The 19,707-nt window shown below is 69.3% G+C and carries 15 protein-coding genes and 1 riboswitch; of the genes, 10 read left to right on the top strand and 5 right to left on the bottom strand.

Annotated elements, in window-relative coordinates:
• Window positions 1-22 precede the first annotated feature (22 nt).
• The 4 genes from ACH4F2_RS21205 (at window position 23) to ACH4F2_RS21190 (ending at window position 2,315) form a co-directional block, all read left to right on the top strand.
• Window positions 23-340, top strand: a complete 318-nt coding sequence (locus ACH4F2_RS21205) for a cupin domain-containing protein (protein ID WP_361158897.1) — start codon at window positions 23-25, stop codon at window positions 338-340.
• Window positions 341-514: 174 nt separating this feature from the next.
• On the top strand, window positions 515-727 hold the full coding sequence (locus ACH4F2_RS21200; protein WP_030042262.1) for a DUF5326 family protein: 213 nt from the start codon (window positions 515-517) through the stop codon (window positions 725-727).
• 325 nt (window positions 728-1,052) lie between these two features.
• Complete coding sequence (locus tag ACH4F2_RS21195) at window positions 1,053-1,778, top strand: IclR family transcriptional regulator (protein WP_398134252.1); 726 nt, start codon at window positions 1,053-1,055, stop codon at window positions 1,776-1,778.
• A gap of 99 nt (window positions 1,779-1,877) precedes the next feature.
• The gene (locus ACH4F2_RS21190; protein ID WP_398134251.1) at window positions 1,878-2,315 is read left to right on the top strand and encodes an SsgA family sporulation/cell division regulator; all 438 of its coding nucleotides are present in this window, start codon (window positions 1,878-1,880) and stop codon (window positions 2,313-2,315) included.
• A gap of 60 nt (window positions 2,316-2,375) precedes the next feature.
• Here ACH4F2_RS21190 and ACH4F2_RS21185 read toward each other — a convergent pair whose 3' ends face one another.
• Window positions 2,376-3,926 carry a YibE/F family protein gene (locus ACH4F2_RS21185; RefSeq protein ID WP_398134250.1) on the bottom strand — a complete coding sequence of 517 codons (1,551 nt, stop codon included), beginning with the start codon at window positions 3,924-3,926 and terminating at the stop codon, window positions 2,376-2,378.
• A gap of 71 nt (window positions 3,927-3,997) precedes the next feature.
• Window positions 3,998-4,187, top strand: a riboswitch (TPP riboswitch).
• On the opposite strand from ACH4F2_RS21185, the gene thiC reads away from it, so the two are divergent.
• Window positions 4,180-5,973, top strand: coding sequence for a phosphomethylpyrimidine synthase ThiC (gene thiC / locus ACH4F2_RS21180; RefSeq protein WP_398134249.1), 1,794 nt, complete (start codon window positions 4,180-4,182; stop codon window positions 5,971-5,973). Its footprint overlaps the riboswitch before it by 8 nt.
• Window positions 5,974-6,028: 55 nt before the next feature.
• On the opposite strand, the gene ACH4F2_RS21175 is transcribed toward thiC, so the two are convergent.
• Entirely contained in the window at window positions 6,029-6,247 is a 219-nt protein-coding gene (locus tag ACH4F2_RS21175) for a hypothetical protein (protein ID WP_398134248.1), read from the bottom strand.
• 218 nt (window positions 6,248-6,465) lie between these two features.
• On the opposite strand from ACH4F2_RS21175, the gene ACH4F2_RS21170 reads away from it, so the two are divergent.
• Window positions 6,466-7,923, top strand: a complete 1,458-nt coding sequence (locus ACH4F2_RS21170; protein WP_398134247.1) for a VWA domain-containing protein — start codon at window positions 6,466-6,468, stop codon at window positions 7,921-7,923.
• 24 nt (window positions 7,924-7,947) lie between these two features.
• Here ACH4F2_RS21170 and ACH4F2_RS21165 read toward each other — a convergent pair whose 3' ends face one another.
• The 3 genes from ACH4F2_RS21165 to ACH4F2_RS21155 form a co-directional block, all read right to left on the bottom strand.
• Window positions 7,948-8,817, bottom strand: coding sequence for a hypothetical protein (locus ACH4F2_RS21165; RefSeq protein ID WP_398134246.1), 870 nt, complete (start codon window positions 8,815-8,817; stop codon window positions 7,948-7,950).
• A gap of 182 nt (window positions 8,818-8,999) precedes the next feature.
• Window positions 9,000-10,106 (bottom strand): Ser/Thr/Tyr protein phosphatase SppA, encoded by a 1,107-nt coding sequence (sppA, locus tag ACH4F2_RS21160; protein ID WP_398134245.1) that lies wholly within the window; start codon window positions 10,104-10,106, stop codon window positions 9,000-9,002.
• A gap of 381 nt (window positions 10,107-10,487) precedes the next feature.
• Window positions 10,488-11,600: a LacI family DNA-binding transcriptional regulator gene (locus ACH4F2_RS21155; RefSeq protein WP_398134244.1), complete on the bottom strand. Its 1,113-nt coding sequence runs from the start codon at window positions 11,598-11,600 to the stop codon at window positions 10,488-10,490.
• 410 nt (window positions 11,601-12,010) lie between these two features.
• Between ACH4F2_RS21155 and hisC the strand changes: the two genes are divergently transcribed.
• From hisC to cydD, 4 genes are all read left to right on the top strand, one after another.
• On the top strand, window positions 12,011-13,090 hold the full coding sequence (gene hisC, locus ACH4F2_RS21150; protein WP_398134243.1) for a histidinol-phosphate transaminase: 1,080 nt from the start codon (window positions 12,011-12,013) through the stop codon (window positions 13,088-13,090).
• A gap of 447 nt (window positions 13,091-13,537) precedes the next feature.
• Entirely contained in the window at window positions 13,538-15,043 is a 1,506-nt protein-coding gene (locus ACH4F2_RS21145) for a cytochrome ubiquinol oxidase subunit I (RefSeq protein WP_398134242.1), read from the top strand.
• A 20-nt stretch (window positions 15,044-15,063) separates the two neighbouring features.
• Complete coding sequence (gene cydB, locus ACH4F2_RS21140) at window positions 15,064-16,068, top strand: cytochrome d ubiquinol oxidase subunit II (protein ID WP_398134241.1); 1,005 nt, start codon at window positions 15,064-15,066, stop codon at window positions 16,066-16,068.
• Window positions 16,069-16,149: 81 nt separating this feature from the next.
• Window positions 16,150-19,662: a thiol reductant ABC exporter subunit CydD gene (gene cydD / locus ACH4F2_RS21135; protein ID WP_398134240.1), complete on the top strand. Its 3,513-nt coding sequence runs from the start codon at window positions 16,150-16,152 to the stop codon at window positions 19,660-19,662.
• Window positions 19,663-19,707: the final 45 nt, after the last annotated feature.

The raw sequence follows: 19,707 nt of genomic DNA, 5'->3' as shown, positions 1-19,707 counted from the left end.
TGAGGCAGGGGCGGACGAGGCGATGAAGGCATTCCGGCTGGACGAACTGGAGGCGGAGCGCGCCGCCAACGACGGTGCCTACCTGCAGTTCCTGCGTGAGCGGAACATGTCGGTCGGTCTGTACGCCCTCGACGCGGGCACGGCCGACCCTCAGCAGCCGCACGCGCAGGACGAGGTGTACTTCGTGGTGAGCGGGCGGGCCGCGATCACCGTGGGCATGGAGACCACCCAGGTCGCCCGAGGCAGCGTGGTGTACGTGCCGGCCGGGGTTGCCCACAAGTTCCACCACATCAGCGAGGACCTGCGGGTTCTGGTGGTCTTCTCTCCGCCCGAGAGCTGAGCCGCGCCCCCCGGGTTCCCTAGGGGATCGGTCAGGGGGAGACAAGGGATGCGAGGGCCCTGCCGGGGCCCTCGCGGCCCTAGCATCGACTGCAGGACTTCAGAGGACTCCCCGAGGGGCCCGGGCCGTCGAAGGACCCGGCACTCGACGGGCGGAAAGGTAAGGACGAGGGCGATGCGAGAGATCTTCACGGGACTGCCGTGGTGGGTTAAGTGGGTCGCGGTGCCGGTCATCGCCCTGGTCGTGTTCGGCGGGCTGATCGCCAGCGTGGTCGGTTTCGTGATCGGACTGCTGTTCAAGCTGCTGGTCTTCGTCGCCCTCGTCGGCGGACTGATCTACGTCGTACGCAAGTTCATGTCGAGTTCGTCGTCGCGTAGCGACTGGTGAGAGCCGCGGGGCACCGGTGGCGGTAACAGGAATCACCGGTTCCCTCGCGCGAGGGAAGTTTCCCGGACGGGCCGTCGGCGAGTGGTGACCGGCGAATAGAGTCCGGAAATCCTCGCGGGGGCGACCCCGCGAGGGGCGTACGCCCACCCGTGTTCCCCGCACGGGCTGCCCCCTCGCGTTCCGGGAGTGCCCCTTGGCCACGGCTGACACCGCAGTTGTCCCACCGCACGCAGTGCACGCACTGCCAGTACAGCCCCGTTCGACGCCTCGCACACCCCCCACGAATGCCTCCGCGGTCCCTCCGTCCGCGACCCTCATCGGATCCGTGCAGCGGGCGATGCGTCTCCTGGAGTGCGTCGCCGAACACGAGTACGGGTCCCCTGCCAAGCAACTGGCCCGTGAGGCGCGGCTGGCGCTGCCCACGGCGTACCACCTCCTGCGCACTCTGGTGCACGAGGGATATCTGCGCCGTGAGAAGGGCCTGTTCTTCCTCGGCGAGGCCGCCGAGCGGCTGAGCAGCAGCGGAGCCGAGCAGAAACGTCGCAGCACGGTGGCCGACGCGCTGGCGCACGTACGCGACACGGTCGGTGCTCCCGTGTACTACGCCACGTACCGCGACGGCGAGATCGAGGTCATGTGCGTCTCGGACACGCCGGGCATTCCGGCGGTCGAGGAGTGGGCGGACTTCCGTGAGACCGGGCACGCGCACGCCATCGGACAGTGCCTGTTGTCGCAGCTGGACGAGGATGCCCGCCGCGACCACCTGGACCGCTACCCGGTGCAGCCGGTCACGCCGTACACGGTGCGTGATGGCCACAGCCTGCTGAAACGCCTGGAACGCATGCCGCGGATGACGCCGGTGACCGAGCGCCAGGAGTACGCCCTGGGGACGGTCTGCGCGGCGATTCCGATCACTGTCGGCACCACGGCGGTGACGATGGCCATCTCCCTGCCACTCCAACAGGCGGACCGGCTGCTGCCCGCGGCGGACCGACTGCAGACCGAGGTGGGACGGCTTCTGGGGTTACTCGCGATCTCTATCAGTATCTGAAAACTCACTCCTTGTGATCTGGTGTGTACGTTAAGCAAGATGCCACCAGTGTTAGAGGTTTGATTCCCGGACAGTCGACGGCGAATGACGGGGTAGGCGATGGGCGAGTCCGTACAGGCAGAGGTCATGATGAGCTTTCTCGTGTCCGAGGAGCTCTCTTTCCGCATTCCCGTGGAGCTGCGCTACGAGACCTGTGATCCCTATGCCGTGCGTCTGACCTTCCACCTGCCCGGGGACGCGCCGGTGACCTGGGCCTTCGGCAGGGAGTTGCTGGTCGACGGAGTGGGGCGGCCGTGTGGTGACGGAGACGTGCGTATCGCGCCGGTCGATCCCGAGCCGCTGGCGGAAGTGCTGATCCGCCTTCAGGTAGGCAGTGACCAGGCGCTGTTCCGTTCGTCCGCGGCGCCCTTGGTGGCCTTTCTCGACCGGACCGACAAGCTGGTGCCGCTGGGGCAGGAGGGCGCGCTCGCCGACTTCGACACCCACCTCGACGAGGCGCTGGACCGCATCCTGGCGGAGGAACAGAGCGCGGGCTGAACCGTTACGGCAGCCCTGCAGCGTTGGCGTAACGCTTCGCCGGGCCGGCTGCCGATGCGTTCAGCGCTTACGCCGCCGGCCCCGCCCGCGTACGGGAGCCGTCGCACCGGCCCCCGGCGTCACCACGGCGGCCTGTGACACCGGTCGGTCGCCAGGCCGGTCGGCCGACACGACGAGTGCCGCGAGTGCCGTGGTGACCGGAACAGACGCCACCAGGCCGATCGAACCGACCAGCGTGCGCACGATCTCCTCCGCGACCAACTCGCTGTTGGCGACCGTTCCCACGCCGCTCTGCGCGATCGAGAACAGCAGCAGCAGTGGCAGCGCGGCGCCGGCGTAGGCGAGGACGAGCGTGTTGACGACCGAGGCGATGTGGTCGCGGCCGATACGGATGCCCGCGCGGTACAGCCCGCGCCAACCCATCGTCGGGTTGGCCTCGTGAAGTTCCCAGACCGCCGAGGTCTGGGTGACCGTCACGTCGTCGAGGACACCGAGCGAACCGATGATGACCCCGGCGAGCAGCAGGCCGCTCATGTCGATCGTCGGGTACAGGCCGTGGATGAGGCCGGTGTTGTCGTCCGTGTTCCCGGTGAGTGCGGCCCAGCCGATGAACAACGACCCGAGAAGACCGATCAGCAGCAACGAGATCAGGGTGCCGAGAACCGCCACGGACGTACGGGCCGACAGGCCGTGGCACAGGTACAGCGCGATCAGCATGATGGCGCTGGACCCGACGACCGCCACGACGAGCGGGTTCGAGCCTTGCAGGATCGCGGGCAGGATGAAGAAGTTGAGCAGCAGGAAGCTGATGGCCAGCGAGACCAGGGCCATGAGGCCGCGCAGCCGTCCGACGACCACGACGGCGAGCGCGAAGATACCGGCGAGCAGGGCCAGCGGGACCGTTCGGTTGATGTCGGTCACCGAGTACTGCAGGTCCTCCGGCGCGGAGGGCTCGTAGGCGACCACTACCTTCTGGCCCTCGTGCAACTGGCGCGACTGGTCCGGCTGCACGATCTCGGTGAACGTGCGGCCCTTGTCATCGCCGCTGTCGACGCGGATCGTCGCCCGCTTGCAGTCGCCGTTCGCCTGCTGCACCGCGGAGGAGCCCTCGGCGGTAGAGGTGTCGCCGGTCGGGGGGACACCCGATGCGTTGACGGACTGGCAGCTCAGCTCGACCACCTTGGTGACGGTGCCCTGCTGCGTCTGCCGGTCGAAGCCCACCCCGGTGCGCTCGTGCGGCGGTGCGCCGCCCGGCCACAACACCGCGAGCCCGACCAGTACCGCCGCGGCGAACGGGATGAGGACGGCGGCGATGACCTTCCTCAGATGCCGGGAGACGGGCGTCGCCGGTCCGTGACTGTGGGCGTGCGAGTGCCCGTGGCCGTCACCGGCACCGTGGCCGCCGCCCGCACCATGGCCTCCCCCGTGCCCACCGAAACCACCGTGGCCGTCACCGGCACCGTGCCCGCCGCCCGCGTCATGTCTGCCACCGTCCGCGCCGTGAGGGCCTGCGGGGGTGTACCCGGCTTCAGGGCGGACGTTGCTGTCCTCGGCACTCGGACCGCGGCGGGGCTCGTGCGGCGGAAACGGGGGCTGCTGCGGTGTGGTCACCGGCCGATCATCGCAAGAACGAGGGGGGCCCTCTGTTCACCGCGCCCGAATTGACGCTAGCGTGGAGGCACCTTTGTACACGCGGGAGCTCGGAGCACCGGGCTGAGAGGGCGCTGACCTCCGTCCCAGCGATGTTTCACGGGAAACGTCACCGAAACCGAGTGATGTTTCCCACGAAGCGTCGGCAGACGGAAGCCGCTGCGTCGACCGCCGAACCTGTTACCGGGTAATGCCGGCGTAGGGAGTAGGTCTCATGACCATCAAGGACGCACGCACGCCTGCCTCCACACAGAACCCCGCCCAGGAGGAATCCACGGAGGCCGGGAAGTCCATCGGCTGGCACAAGGCGTACGTCGAGGGCTCGCGCCCCGACCTGCGGGTGCCGGTTCGTCAGGTGCATCTCACCAACGGGCAGTCGGTCACCCTCTACGACACTTCGGGCCCGTACACCGATCCACTCGTCGACACCGACGTCCGCAGGGGTCTGCAGCCGCTGCGGGAGAACTGGATCATCGCCCGCGGCGACACCGAGGAGTACGCGGGCCGTCCCGTCCGTCCCGAGGACGACGGAATCAAGCACACCTCCCCGCGCGGCGGTCTGCGTAATCTCGACGCCGTCTTCCCCGGACGGCCGCGTCAGCCGCGCCGGGGAAGGGACGGCAACGCGGTCACGCAGCTCGCGTACGCACGGCGGGGCGAGATCACGCCGGAGATGGAGTACGTCGCCGTACGGGAGAACGTCTCGCCGGAAGTGGTGCGTGAGGAGATCGCGGCGGGCCGTGCCGTACTCCCGGCCAACGTCAACCACCCGGAGATCGAACCGATGATCATCGGCAAGAAGTTCCTGGTGAAGGTCAACGCCAACATCGGCAACTCGGCTGTGACGTCCTCCATCGAAGAGGAGGTCGAGAAGATGACCTGGGCGACCCGGTGGGGCGCCGACACGGTCATGGACCTGTCCACCGGCCGCAACATCCACACCACTCGTGAGTGGGTGCTGCGCAACTCCCCCGTCCCCATCGGGACGGTGCCGCTCTACCAGGCGCTGGAGAAGGTCGACGGCCGGGCCGAGGAGCTGACCTGGGAGATCTACAAGGACACGGTCATCGAACAGGCCGAGCAGGGTGTGGACTACATGACGGTCCACGCGGGGGTGCGTCTGGCGTATGTGCCGCTCACCGCGAACCGCAAGACCGGCATCGTCTCGCGCGGCGGCTCGATCATGGCGGCGTGGTGCCTGGCGCACCACAGGGAGTCGTTCCTGTACGAGAACTTCGAGGAGCTGTGCGAGATCCTCGCCGCCTACGACGTCACCTACTCTCTCGGCGACGGCCTGCGGCCGGGTTCGATCGCGGACGCCAACGACGAGGCGCAGTTCGCGGAGTTGCGCACGCTCGGGGAACTCAACCGGATCGCGAAGCGTTTGAACGTTCAGACCATGATCGAAGGCCCGGGCCATGTCCCGATGCACAAGATCAAGGAGAACATCGACCTTCAGCAGGAGATCTGCGATGAAGCTCCGTTCTATACGCTCGGCCCCCTGACGACGGACGTCGCGCCGGCGTACGACCACATCACCTCCGGCATCGGTGCCGCGATGATCGCCTGGTGGGGCACGGCCATGCTCTGCTACGTCACGCCCAAGGAGCACCTGGGCCTGCCCAACCGTGACGACGTCAAGACCGGCGTCATCACCTACAAGATCGCCGCCCATGCCGCCGACCTCGCCAAGGGACATCCAGGTGCGCAGGAATGGGACGACGCGCTGTCCGACGCCCGCTTCGAGTTCCGGTGGGAGGACCAGTTCAATCTGGCTCTCGACCCGGACACGGCACGAGAGTTCCACGACGAGACACTGCCGGCCGAGCCCGCCAAGACGGCTCACTTCTGCTCCATGTGCGGGCCGAAGTTCTGTTCGATGAAGATCTCGCAGGACATCCGGCGTGAGCACGGAGGCAGCAAGACCGAGATCGAGGAGGGCATGGCCCAGAAGTCGAAGGAGTTCGCGGCCAGCGGGAACCGGGTGTACTTGCCGCTGGCCGACTGAGGTCCGTCGGCACCGGCCTCACGCTGAGCCACCCGGCGTAGTGCAACGGGGTGGCTCAGCGTGAGCCGGGGAACGCTGCCTGTTCAGGAGGGCTCGCCACCCCGAACGGGTTGTCGATCACGTAACGCCAGTATCCGTCCGGCCCACGGCGAGCCATGTCTGTCGCGGTATCCCCGATGTGGACCTGGCCGCTGTGGGCGGCGGTGCCGGCGATGGCGAAGTCGACGATCAGTAGAGCCAGGTCGCCGACGACGTTTGTGTGGCGTGGGGTCACCTCGTGGCACTGTGAGGCAGCGGAACACTGGGGGGATGCGTCATGTGTCAAGCGAACAGCCCCTCGACATGGGTAACCAAACGGAAACCCACGCGTGGGACGCGGAGTTGGTACCGGAGGGACGAGGTCACACCCGTCGGCCGGACGCCGGTTGCCCGGTGGAGGTCGCCGTCGCCTGCCCCTCCCCACCGACGGGCTCGGCTGGGCAGACTGGGCGCATGACAGCCACCTCCCTGAGCAAGGGCGCCAACCTCGGCGTCGACTCCCCTGCGGTGCGCGTCGAACTCGTCTGGTCCGCCGGACCGGGTGTGCCCGAGGTCGACGCCTCCGCGCTGCTGCTCACCTCGGCCGGACGTGTGCGGGACGACGGCGACTTCGTCTTCTACAACCAGCCACGCCACGCGTCCGACGCGGTGGAGCACCTGGGCAAGCAGAGTGGGCACGGTGCCGGCGCGGGTGTCACGACCGACGCGGTCGCAGTGGACCTGCGCTCGGTGGAACCGGCCGTCGACCGCATCGTCCTGTGCGCCTCGGCAGACGGCGGAACGTTCGGCCAGATCCCGGGGCTGTCACTCCGGCTGCTGGACGCCGGGACCCGCACCGAGCTGGCCCGGTTCGACATCACGGCCGGAACGGAGACCGCCCTGGTCGGCGGCGAGCTGTACCGGCGCCAGGGGAAGTGGAAGTTCCGCGCGGTGGGGCAGGGGTACGCCTCCGGGCTCGCGGGGCTGGCCACCGACTTCGGTATCAGCGTGGACGACACTCCCCCGGCGGTCGCGCCCACCGGCTCGTCAACGGCAGCGACTGCCCCGCCGCCCACCCCACCGGCCCCCCTGGCACCGTCCGTACCAGCGGCTGCCGCCGCCCCGCCCACCGCATCGGCCTCGCCCTCGGCGCCCCCCGCCGCCGGCCCCCGCCTCACCAAGGGCGAGGAACACCTTCCTGTCGACATGCGCAAGCGGTTGTCCCTGCGCAAGGAACAGGTCGCGGTCAGTCTGACCAAGCACGGGGCGGCCGGTGTCACGGCGCGCGTCATCCTGGTCCTGGACGCTTCCGGGTCCATGTCCTTCCTCTACTCCAAGGGCGTGGTCACAGACGTCGTGGAGCGGATGGCCGCCGTCGCCGCGCAGTTGGACGACGATGGGGAGATGCAGGCATGGACCTTCGCCTCGAACCCTGCGCGTCTGCCCGACCTCCGCCTGGGTGAGCTGCCCGAGTGGCTGCGGCTGCACGTGCGCGTGGGGGAGATCAGCCTCTTCCGCCGAGGCAGGAAGAAGGGCCTGCACCCCGAGCAGGTCGACATGCGGGCGGTCGGCATCCAGAATGAGGAACAGAAGGTGATCGCCGAGGTCCGGGCCTACGTCCGGGACAACCCGGCGTCGGCTCCGACCCTGGTGCTGTTCTTCTCCGACGGCGGTGTCTACCGCAACGCCGAGATCGAGCGCGAGCTGCGGGAGGCGGTGGAGGAACCGGTCTTCTGGCAGTTCGTGGGGCTCGGGCGGTCCAACTACGGGGTACTCGAGCGTTTCGACACCCTGCCGGGCCGCCGGGTCGACAACGTCGGCTTCTTCGCCGTGGACGACATCAGCACCGTCCCGGATCCGGAGCTGTACGACCGCCTGCTGTCCGAGTTCCCGTCCTGGATCGCTGCCGCCGGCCGGGCGGGCATCCTCTGATCCGTTGCCCGCCCGGGCCGGTGGCTACTCGGGCTGGTGTTCCGGGCCGCCGAAGTCCGGGCTGCTGTAGTCCGGACTCGAGTAGCGCGGACGCGGACCTGCCTCGGGCCCGCTTTCGGGGCTCGTGAAGCCGGGACGGCCATAGCCGAGGTGCGGCATGCGGCTGGTCGGCGCCGCCGGCCCCGTACGGTGCAGTGCCGTCGAGCTCGGATCGGCGAGTGCCTCCCGCAGGAAGGGCAGGATGCCGCGTTCCAGCAGGGCGTCGTGCCAGGCGTCCCTGGCCCGGACCACTTCCTCGTCGAGTTCGCCGTAGCGGCCGGACTCTGCGGAGGGACGGTTGCGCAGCGCGGTGAGCAGCAGTCCCACCGCGGCGACGAGGATCGCCACCGCCGTCACGGCGCCGAACACCCATCCCGTGGTGAGCATGGTCTGCGCGAAGGTCTGTCCCGGGTCGAGCATCTTCAGGAGGTAGCCGACGAGCAGGAAGATCGCCGCCGCGGTGCCGGCCAGGACGGGCGCCAGGACGGCGACGACGGCGACGGCACCCGCGCCGCTCGCCTCGGCGACCTCGCCCATGGTGGCGGCCAGGCCCCCCGCGCCCGTACCCGGCTCGTCGGAGCCGGACTCGCGCCTGGACGACGACGGTGCGGACTGCGCCGGGTGGCGCAGTTCCTCGCGGACCTTCACGTAGTGCTGGTACTCGGTCGTTGCCGCCGCTGTGATGAGGGCGGTGGCGCTGAGTGCCATGGTGCGCAGTTGTTCGGGGTTGAGCCGCTGTCCGACGGCGGCGAGTTCCGGGCGGTGTGGTGCGGAGCGCAGCGCCTCGTCGAGGATCCGCTCGTACTCCTTGCGGTCCTCGTTCGGCAGGTACTGCGGAACGCTGTTCATGTGCATCCCCCGATGCTCCGTAGGGCTTGGGGCTCGCATGCCAACGAGCCGTCGGGCAGAAACGGAGGGGAGCCTGCTACGGATAAGCCGATGGTAGAGCCGTGACGGTGGCCGGTGACAGGGGGTTTCCAGAAATTGGGTGCCGGGCTGTACGGACACCGCCGCGCGCGACCTCGTGCGGGGAAGGGTCAGGCGTCGAGCGGAAGTTGCTGGACCAGCAGCTTTCCGGCCATGGTCACGCCGCCGTCCATCGCGATGGCCAGCCCGTCCGCGTAGACATGAGGTCCCTCCACCGCGGTACGGGTGTCGTCCTCGCCGTCCTCGGAGCCGACCTCGCCCAGCAGGTAGGGGATGGGGCTGTGGCCGTGGACGATCCGGGTGCCGCCGTAGGTGTCCAGCAGGGAGCGTACGGCGTCGGCGCCGCCCTCGTCGCGGAACGAGAAGCGCTTGGTGAACTTGCGGAACAGGTCCCACACCTCTTCCGCGTCATTGCGCGTGAGCGCCTCGCGGACGGTGTCGTTGACCTCTTCGATGGAGCGGCCGTAGTCGAGGTAGGTGGTGGTGTCGGAGTGGACCAGGAGGTGGTCGTCCACCTCTTCGAGGGCGTCGAGGCGGGCCATCCACTGCAGGTGATGGTCCTGCAGGCGGTCCATGTCGGTCTTCTGCCCGCCGTTCAGCAGCCAGGCCGCCTGGAAGGTGGCGGTGCCCGCGCCGGAGTTGACGGGCGTGTCACCGAACCGCTTGGCGCCGAGCAGCAGCAGCTCGTGGTTGCCCATCAGTGCCTTGCAGTAGCCGCCGGCCGCCGCGGCCTCGGCGGACAGCCGCATCACCAGGTCGATGACGCCGATGCCGTCCGGGCCGCGGTCCGTGAAGTCGCCGAGGAACCACAGGCGGGAGGTGCCCGCGCACCACTGTCCGGCGGCGTCGACGAGGCCCTTCTCCTGGAGGGCGGCCAGCAGCTCATCGAGGTAGCCGTGCACGTCGCCGACGACGAACAGCGGGCCCTGACCCGTGGCGGGCGGCTGCACCGCGACCGGTTCGGGATCGACGGTCACCTGGACCGTGTCACCCCGACGGATGACGGGCAGATCCCGTTGAGTGGGTGTGTACCCCTCCGGAAGAGTCTCCTCGTGCCCCTCCTCGGGAGGCGGCGCGGCCTCGCCCGCGCGCGTGCCGGTGGCGGCGTACGGAGCGGCTTCGTGGACGTACGCGGGCACCCGGAAGTCGCGTACCGTCGCCGTCCGCTCCACCTCGGGTCCCTGACTGGCCCCCTGAGTCATCGACCCCTCCACCATCGCGCCGCATCTGCACCGCTTCGGACTGCCTGGTCGCAGCGGCCCGCGGTGTGTGGGCCCATCATAGGAATGCGGATCGCGCTGTGTGATGACCCAGGGGTGGTGAATCAGGACAGGACTCCGTTTCACCGCGGCTTTCGCCCCGATTGGGCCCGGCTTCGCCCGTCCGCAGCGGCGGTCCGATCGTGCCTCGGACGCCTCGGAGATGCTGATGCCACACACGCACCGGGCGCCTCGGACGCGCCGGATGCCACACATGCACCGGGCGCCTCGGACGCGCCGGATGACGACTCCGACGACTTTGCCGTCGTCCCCTCGGGGACTGCCGCCGTTGCCGCGGGCCGGGCGGGCCGGCCCGCGGCGCCGCGCGTCCGGGGCTCCCTACTCGCCCTCGGGTGAACGCGGTGGGCTGACCGTCGTACGGGACGGGCGGCGCTGCGACGACGTACGCACGATCAGTTCGGTCGGTATCACCTGCTCGACCGGCTGGTCCGAGTCAAGCCCCTCGATGGCGTCGATGAGGACCTGGATCACCGCCGTGCCGATGCGGCGGGGTTTCAGCGACAGGGTCGTGATGGGTGGCTCGGTGCTCGCGTACACGGTGGATTCGCTGCAGCAGACCAGCAGCAGGTCCTCCGGGACGCGCAGCCCGTAGCGGCGGGCGGCGGCGAGCAGGTCGGTGCCGTTCGGGTCGAACAGGCCGTAGACGGCGTCGGGCCGGTCGGGGCGGGCGAGCAGCCGGTCGGCCGCGACCGCGCCGGCGCAGGGGTCGTGCGCCGGGTAGGCCTCGTAGACCGGGTCCTGGCCGACGCGCTCGCACCAGCGCAGGTAGGCGGTGGTCGACAGATGGGTGTACGTGTCGGTCGTGGTGCCGGTGAGCAGGCCGATCCTGCGGGCACCGGCGTCGGCCAGGTGGTCGAGGATGTCGAGTACGGCGGCTTCGTGGTCGTTGTCGACCCAGGCGGTGACGGGGAGCGAGCCGGCCGGGCGGCCGTCGGAGACGACCGGTAAGCCCTGGCGTACCAGTTCGCTGACGACCGGGTCGTGGTCGGAGGGATCGATGACGACGGTGCCGTCGAGGGCGACGTTGGACCACACGTCGTGACGGGAGGTCGCCGGAAGGATGACGAGGGCGTAGCCGCGGGCGAGCGCGGCGGACGTGGCGGCGCGCGCCATCTCTGCGAAGTACGCGAACTCGGTGAAGGTGAAAGGTTCATCCCCGTATGTCGTCACGGTCAGGCCGATGAGTCCCGACTTGCCGGTGCGGAGTGTGCGGGCGGCGGCCGAGGGCCGGTAGCCCAGTCGGTCGGCGACCTCGCGCACATGGCGCCGGGTGGCATCCGGGAGTCGGCCCTTGCCGTTGAGGGCATCGGAGACGGTAGTGATGGATACTCCGGCGGCGGCGGCCACGTCCCTGATGCCCGCCCGGCCCGGCCGACTGCCTCGACGTGAGGTTTCCGCGCGGCTCACCTGGTGCTTCCCTGCTGCTGTCATGGCGAGCCGATAGTAGGGCTCATGACGTGGGGTAGGGCGGACGCATATGCATGCGTTGACAGTCACGTTTCTGCATGATCGTTAAGCCTTAACGCCCTTGAAAAGCAAGCTACTTGGCACCACTCACCCCGTAACCTGACGTGTTGACCAGTGAGGGCCTGCCAAGTGGCAGATGTTGCGAGTAGGTCTCAACTCACCTGCACGGAGGATGCGCGCTACGGCGTGAGCCACCGGCGCGTAGATATATGTGAGGCGCGCCCCCTCAATCGTGCGCCTTCGTGTACTGATGCCCCTGATTCCCCTGATGCCGGTGTGACGTGGACGGTCCGGCCTCACCTATACGCAGCGACGCCGAATCCTCATAAGGTGAGAAGTATTCGATGCCGGTGATGGTCAGGAGGAGGACTGCGGTGAGCGAGACGAGCCCCAAGCTGCGTGCCGAGCTGGAGGGTATTCCCACCTACAAGCCGGGCAAGCCGGCCGCGGCTGACGGCCCGGTGGCCTACAAGCTGTCCTCCAACGAGAACCCCTATCCGCCGCTGCCGGGCGTGATGGAGACGGTGACGGCCGCGGCCTCGTCCTTCAACCGGTACCCGGACATGGCTTGTACGTCCCTGATGAACGAGCTGTCGGACCGGTTCGGAGTGCCTCTCTCCCACCTGGCCACCGGCACCGGCTCGGTCGGTGTGGCGCAGCAGCTGATCCAGGCGACGTCGGGTCCGGGCGACGAGGTGATCTACGCCTGGCGTTCCTTCGAGGCCTACCCGATCATCACGCAGATCAGCGGCGCGACGTCCGTGAAGGTGCCGCTGACGCCGGGCGACGTACACGATCTGAACGCGATGGCGGCTGCGATCACCGACCGGACCCGGCTGATCTTCGTCTGCAACCCGAACAACCCGACGGGCACCGTGGTGCGGCGGGCCGAGCTGGAGCGGTTTCTCGACCGGGTGCCGAGCGACGTGCTGGTGGTCCTCGACGAGGCCTACCGGGAGTTCATCCGCGACGCCGAGGTGCCGGACGGCGTCGAGATCTACCGTCAGCGGCCCAACGTCTGCGTCCTGCGCACCTTCTCCAAGGCGTACGGACTCGCCGGCCTTCGGGTCGGGTTCGCGATCGCACACGAGCCGGTGGCGGCGGCGCTGCGCAAGACGGCGGTGCCCTTCGGGGTGAGTCAGATCGCGCAGGAGGCGGCGATCGCCTCGCTGCGGGCTGAGGACGAGCTGATCGGCCGGGTCGGTTCGCTGGTGTGCGAGCGCACGCGCGTGGTCGACGCGTTGCGCGCGCAGGGTTGGACGGTGCCGGACACCCAGGCCAACTTTGTCTGGCTGCGGCTGGGGGAGCGCACGGTGGCCTTCGCCGACGCCTGCGAGCAGGCGGGTGTGGTCATCCGCCCGTTCCCGGGTGAGGGTGTGCGGGTGACGGTCGGGGAGAGTGAGGCGAACGACATCTTCCTGAAGGTGTCGGAGGAGTTCCGCAAGGAGCTGTAAAGCACTACGTACGCCTGGGCCGCCGTCGCGGCGGACCAGGACATTGCACGGGGCTCGCGAGGCGGCACTCCCCGCCTCGCGAGTCGGCGTGTGTCCATCCGGCGGCGCCAGTGCGTCGCCGTCGGTCCAGAAGGTGGCCGCGCCCGGTGCGGCGGCCTGCCGGGTCCGTTTCACGTGAAACCGGCACGTCCATGCCGAAACGCACCTACTTCGCCCCCATGGTGCCCCTGTCTCCGCACGGCGGATTCAACAGAACGTCGAGGTTCCTGCCAAGGGGTTGACGTCACAGGGCACCCCCCTTCCGGTGTCGAAAAGCTGTAGGTCATAATTGCTTGTGAATGTGAACGCGTTCACAAGCGTGTCCCGGTTGCGCCTGAGATAGGTGTGACATACACGCTCAAACCGCCGCTGACCACGGCGATGTGGCGATGTAAGGAGACTGACGACGTGGACATAGCTCTGGCGCCGGAGACGCTGGCGCGATGGCAGTTCGGCATCACGACCGTCTACCACTTCCTGTTCGTCCCGCTGACGATCTCGCTGGCCGCCCTCACAGCCGGACTGCAGACCGCCTGGGTCCGCACGGAGAAGGAGAAGTACCTCAGGGCGACCAAGTTCTGGGGCAAGCTCTTCCTGATCAACATCGCCATGGGTGTCGTCACCGGCATCGTGCAGGAGTTCCAGTTCGGCATGAACTGGTCCGACTACTCCCGCTTCGTCGGTGATGTCTTCGGTGCCCCGCTCGCTTTCGAGGCGCTGATCGCCTTCTTCTTCGAGTCCACCTTCATCGGCCTGTGGATCTTCGGCTGGGACAAGCTGCCGAAGAAGATCCACCTCGCCTGCATCTGGATGGTCTCGATCGGCACGCTGCTGTCGGCGTACTTCATCCTCGCGGCCAACTCCTGGATGCAACACCCCGTCGGTTACCGCATCAACGAGGAGAAGGGCCGTGCCGAGCTGACCGACTTCTGGGCCGTCCTGACCCAGAACACCACGCTCAACCAGGTCTTCCACAGCTTCTCGGCGGCCTTCCTGACGGGCGGCGCCTTCATGGTCGGCATCGCCGCCTTCCACCTGATGCGCAAGAAGCACATCCCGGTGATGCGGACGTCGCTCCGGCTCGGTCTGGTCACTCTGGCGGTCGGCGGTGTGCTCACCGCGGTCAGCGGCGACACCCTCGGCAAGGTCATGTACGAGCAGCAGCCGATGAAGATGGCCGCCGCCGAGGCCCTGTGGGACGGCGAGGAGCCGGCGCCCTTCTCCGTGTTCGCCTACGGAGACGTCGACGAGGGGCACAACAAGGTCGCTCTGGAGATCCCCGGACTGCTGTCCTTCCTCGCCCACAGCGACTTCGACTCGTACGTGCCGGGTATCAACGACACCAACAAGGCGCTGCAGGAGAAGTTCGGCCCGGGTGACTACAAGCCCATCGTCCCCGTCGCCTACTGGGGCTTCCGCTGGATGATCGGCTTCGGCATGGCGTCCTTCTCCCTCGGCCTGCTCGGTCTGTGGCTGACGAGGAAGAAGTTCATGCTTCCTGCCGCCCTGCGGACCGGCGAGGACGAGGTGCCCCATCTGGTCCTGCTGCGCAAGCCGCTCGGCTCGAGACTCTCCCGTCTGTACTGGCTTGTGGCCCTCTGGACGATGGCGTTCCCGCTGATAGCCAACTCCTGGGGCTGGATCTTCACGGAGATGGGCCGGCAGCCCTGGGTCGTCTACGGCGTGATGCAGACCCGGGACGCGGTCTCCCCCGGCGTCTCCCAGGCGGAGGTCATCACCTCGATGGTCGTCTTCACCACGCTCTACGCCATCCTCGCCGTCATCGAGGTCAGGCTGCTCGCCAAGTACGTCAAGGCGGGACCGCCCGAGCTCACCGAGGCCGACCTCAACCCGCCCACGAAGATCGGCGGCGATCCCCGTGACGCCGACAAGCCGATGGCCTTCTCGTACTAGGCCGAGGGAGCTGCACAGTCATGGAACTGCACGACGTCTGGTTCGTCCTGATCGCCGTCCTGTGGACCGGCTACTTCTTCCTGGAGGGCTTCGACTTCGGGGTCGGTGTCCTCACCAAGCTGCTCGCCCGGAACCGGGCGGAGAAGCGGGTACTGATCAACACCATAGGCCCCGTGTGGGACGGCAACGAGGTATGGCTGCTCACGGCGGGCGGTGCGACCTTCGCCGCCTTCCCCGAGTGGTACGCCACGCTCTTCTCCGGCTTCTACCTCCCCCTGCTCGTCATCCTGGTCTGCCTGATCGTCCGGGGTGTCGCCTTCGAGTACCGGGTGAAGCGACCCGAGGAGAACTGGCAGCGCAACTGGGAGACCGCGATCTTCTGGACCTCGCTGATCCCGGCGTTCCTGTGGGGCGTGGCCTTCGGCAACATCGTTCATGGTGTGAAGATCGACCGGGACCTGGAGTACGTCGGCACCGTCTGGGACCTGCTCAACCCGTACGCCCTCCTGGGTGGCCTGGTCACGCTGACGCTGTTCACCTTCCACGGGACGGTGTTCACGGCACTCAAGACCGTCGGTGAGATTCGCGAGCGGGCCCGGACGCTCGCGCTGCGGGTCGGCCTGGTCACGGCCGTGCTGGCCCTGGCCTTCCTCTCCTGGACGCAGGTCGACAGCGGGGACGCGAAGAGCCTGGTCGTCCTGCTGGTGGCCGTCGCATCGCTGGTCGCCGCCCTGTTGGCCAACCAGGCCGGGCGTGAGGGCTGGTCGTTCACTCTCTCCGGCGTCACCATAGTGGCCGCCGTCGCGATGCTCTTCCTGACGCTCTTCCCGAACGTCATGCCGTCCACGCTCGACGCGGACTGGAGCCTCACCGTCACCAACGCCTCGTCCAGCCCCTACACCCTGAAGATCATGACCTGGCTGGCCGTGGTCGCCACACCGGTCGTCCTGCTCTACCAGGGTTGGACGTACTGGGTGTTCCGCAAGCGGATCGGCACCCAGCACCTCGCCGAACCCGCGCACTGAGTCCGGGTGGGGTGTGTTTCACGTGGCACGGTGTCACGTTCCACGTGAAACACACCCACTGGACGGGAGGGCATGTTTCACGTGAAACCCATCGATCCACGTCTCCTGCGATACGCCCGCGCCACCAGGTTCTTCCTGACGGCGGTGGTCGTCCTCGGCGCCGTCGGCGCCGGGTTGCTCGTCGCTCAGGCGATGCTCATCGCCGAGGTGGTGGTGAGCGCCTTCCAGCACGGTATGACGGCAGCCGAACTACGCACTCCCCTGTTGCTGTTGGTCGCTGTCGCCTGTGGACGCGCGTTGGTCGGCTGGCTCACCGAGCTGGCCGCGCACCGGGCGAGCGCGGCAGTGAAGTCCGAACTGCGGGGCCGTCTGCTGGAACGGGCCACCGCACTCGGCCCTGGATGGCTGAGTGGACAGCGGACCGGTTCGCTGGTGGCGCTGGCCACGCGTGGAGTCGACGCCCTCGACGACTACTTCTCGCGCTATCTGCCGCAGCTCGGGCTCGCGGTGGTCGTACCCGTGGCAGTGCTGGCCCGCATCGTCACCGAGGACTGGGTCTCCGCGGCCATCATCGTCGGCACCCTGCCGCTCATCCCGATCTTCATGATGCTGATCGGCTGGGCCACACAGTCTCGGATGGACCGTCAGTGGCAGCTCCTGTCCCGGCTGTCCGGGCACTTCCTGGACGTGGTCGCCGGACTGCCGACGCTGAAGGTCTTCGGGCGGGCCAAGGCCCAGGCCGACTCGATCAAGCGCATCACCGGTGAGTACCGGCAGGCGACCATGAGGACGCTGCGGATCGCCTTCCTGTCGTCCTTCGCCCTGGAGCTGCTCGCCACCCTCTCCGTGGCGCTCGTCGCCGTCACCATCGGCATGCGGCTCGTCCACGGCGACATGGCCCTGTACGACGGCCTGGTCGTGCTGATCCTGGCGCCGGAGGCGTATCTGCCGCTGCGGCAGGTGGGGGCGCAGTACCACGCGGCGGCCGAGGGGCTCGCCGCCGCCGAGGAGATCTTCTCGGTGCTGGAGCGGCCCGCACCGGCCTCGGGGACCGGCCCCGTGCCGGCGGACGGCACCCTGTCCTTCGAGGGCGTGACGGTCCGCTATCCCGGACGTGCCGCGGACGCCGTGACGGACGTGAGCTTCACCGTCGAGCCCGGGGAGACCATCGCGCTCGTCGGCCCGAGCGGGGCGGGCAAGTCGACGCTCCTCAACGCCCTCCTCGGCTTCGTACGCACGGCCGGGGGGCGGGTCCGCATCGGGGGAGCCGACCTCACGACCCTCGACCTGGCACAGTGGCACGCCCGCGTCGCCTGGGTGCCGCAGCACCCGCATCTGTATGCCGGGACCATCGCCGAGAACGTGCGGCTGGCCCGCCCCGAGGCCGACGACACCGCCGTACGGCGAGCACTGCGGGACGCGGGCGCGCTGCAGTTCGTGGACGCGCTGCCCGAAGGGACGGGGACGGTGCTCGGCGAGGACGGGGCCGGACTGTCCGCCGGGCAGCGGCAGCGGCTGGCGCTGGCCCGGGCGTTCCTCGCGGACCGGCCGGTGCTGCTGCTCGACGAACCGACGGCCGCACTGGACGGGGCCACCGAGGCCGAGGTCGTGGCTGCAGTGCGAAGGCTGGCGGAGGGGCGGACGGTGCTGCTGGTGGTCCACCGTCCGGCACTGCTGGAGGTGGCCGACCGGGTGGTACGGCTGGAGGGGCCGGCAGCGGCCGCCGCGAGCGACGCCACCCGCGGGGCGTCCGCTGCCCGACGCATCGAGGAGGCCCCCGGAGTCACCGCCGCGCTCGCCCTCGACGCCCTGGCCCCCTCGCCGGACGTACCCGGCGGTGTACCCGACGGTGTCCTCGCCAGGGTGCGAGCGATGACCGCCGCCCGGCGCGGTCGGCTCGGCCTCGCGCTGCTGTTCAGCGCTCTGGCGCTCGGCAGTGCAGTCGGTCTGATGGCCACCTCCGGATACCTCATCTCGCGGGCCTCCGAACAGCCGCCGGTGCTGTACCTGATGGTGGCCGTCACGGCGACGCGCGCCTTCGGCATCGGGCGTGCCGTGTTCCGCTACGCCGAGCGGCTCGTTTCGCACGACGCCGTGCTGCGGATGCTGGCCGACACTCGGGTCGCCGTGTACCGGCGACTGGAGCGGCTGGCACCTACGGGGCTGCGCCGCAGCCGCCGGGGCGACCTGCTGTCCCGGCTCGTCGCGGATGTCGACGCCTTGCAGGACTACTGGTTGCGCTGGCTGCTGCCAGCCGCGTCCGCGGTGGTCGTCTCGGCCGCGTCGGTCGGCTTCACGGCCTGGCTGCTGCCGGAGGCCGGCGTCGTCCTCGCGGTCGGTCTGCTGGCGGCCGGAGTCGGGGTCCCGATGGTCACCGGCGCCGTGGCACGGCGGGCCGAGCGAAGGCTCGCCCCCGCCCGAGGCGTGCTCGCCACCCGAGTGACCGATCTGCTCACCGGCACCGCCGAGCTGACCGTCGCCGGCGCCCTGCCCTCGCGGGCCGCCGAGGCACGCCGGGCCGACGGCACGCTCACCCGGATCGCCTCGCGCGCCGCCACCGCCACAGCGCTGGGTGACGGGCTCACCGCGCTGATCTCCGGCCTGACCGTTGCGGGCGCTGCGCTCACCGGGATCCAGGCCGTAGCCGAAGGCCGCCTCGCGGGTGTGGCCATGGCCGTCGTCGTGCTCGCCCCGCTGGCCGCCTTCGAGGCCGTACTCGGGCTGCCGCTGGCCGTCCAGTACCGGCAGCGTGTGCACCGGAGCGCCGAGCGGGTGTACGAGGTGCTCGACGCCCCCGAGCCCGTACGGGAGCCGGAGACGCCCAGGCAGGCGCCCGCCTCGCCGTTCCCGGTCGTCCTCAAGGGGGTGGTAGCGCGCCATGCCGGGCAGGACCGGGAGGCCTTGACGGGGCTGGAGCTGACTTTGGCGGAGGGCCGCCGTATCGCCGTGGTCGGGCCGTCCGGGTCCGGCAAGACGACGTTGGCCCAGGTGCTGCTGCGGTTCCTCGACGCCGAGGCGGGCTCGTACACACTGGCCGGTGTCGACGCCTACGCCCTGGCCGGCGACGACGTACGGCGGCTCGTCGGGCTGTGCGCCCAGGACGCGCACCTCTTCGACAGTTCGGTGCGCGAGAATCTTCTGCTGGCCAGGAAGGACGCCACCGAGGGCGAACTGCGCGACGCGCTGGCTCGGACCCGGCTGCTGGACTGGGCCGACGGCCTGCCCGACGGTCTGGACACGCTGGTCGGGGAGCACGGGGCCCGGCTGTCCGGCGGTCAGCGGCAGCGGCTGGCACTCGCCCGGGCGCTGCTCGCCGACTTCCCCGTCCTCGTGCTCGACGAGCCGGCGGAGCACCTCGACCTGCCGACCGCCGACGCGCTCACCGCCGATCTGCTGGCCGCCACCGAGGGGCGTACGACGCTGCTGATCACCCACAGGCTGGCGGGTCTGGGCGCCGTGGACGAGGTGATCGTGCTGGACGAGGGCCGTGTCGTGCAGCGGGGGACGTACGCGGACCTGGCCGCGGTTCCGGGACCGCTGCGGGCGATGGCCGAGCGGGAGGCGGCGTCGGAACTGCTGGTGGGGGCGGAGTGACCGGCAGGCTCGTGCCGAGCCTCACAGAATTCTCATCGAATCCGA

The organism is Streptomyces sp. NPDC017890, from assembly GCF_044328675.1.
Lineage (GTDB): Bacteria > Actinomycetota > Actinomycetes > Streptomycetales > Streptomycetaceae > Streptomyces.
The sequence above is the reverse complement of the archived record's forward strand: the minus strand, read 5'-3'. Positions and strand labels throughout refer to the sequence as shown.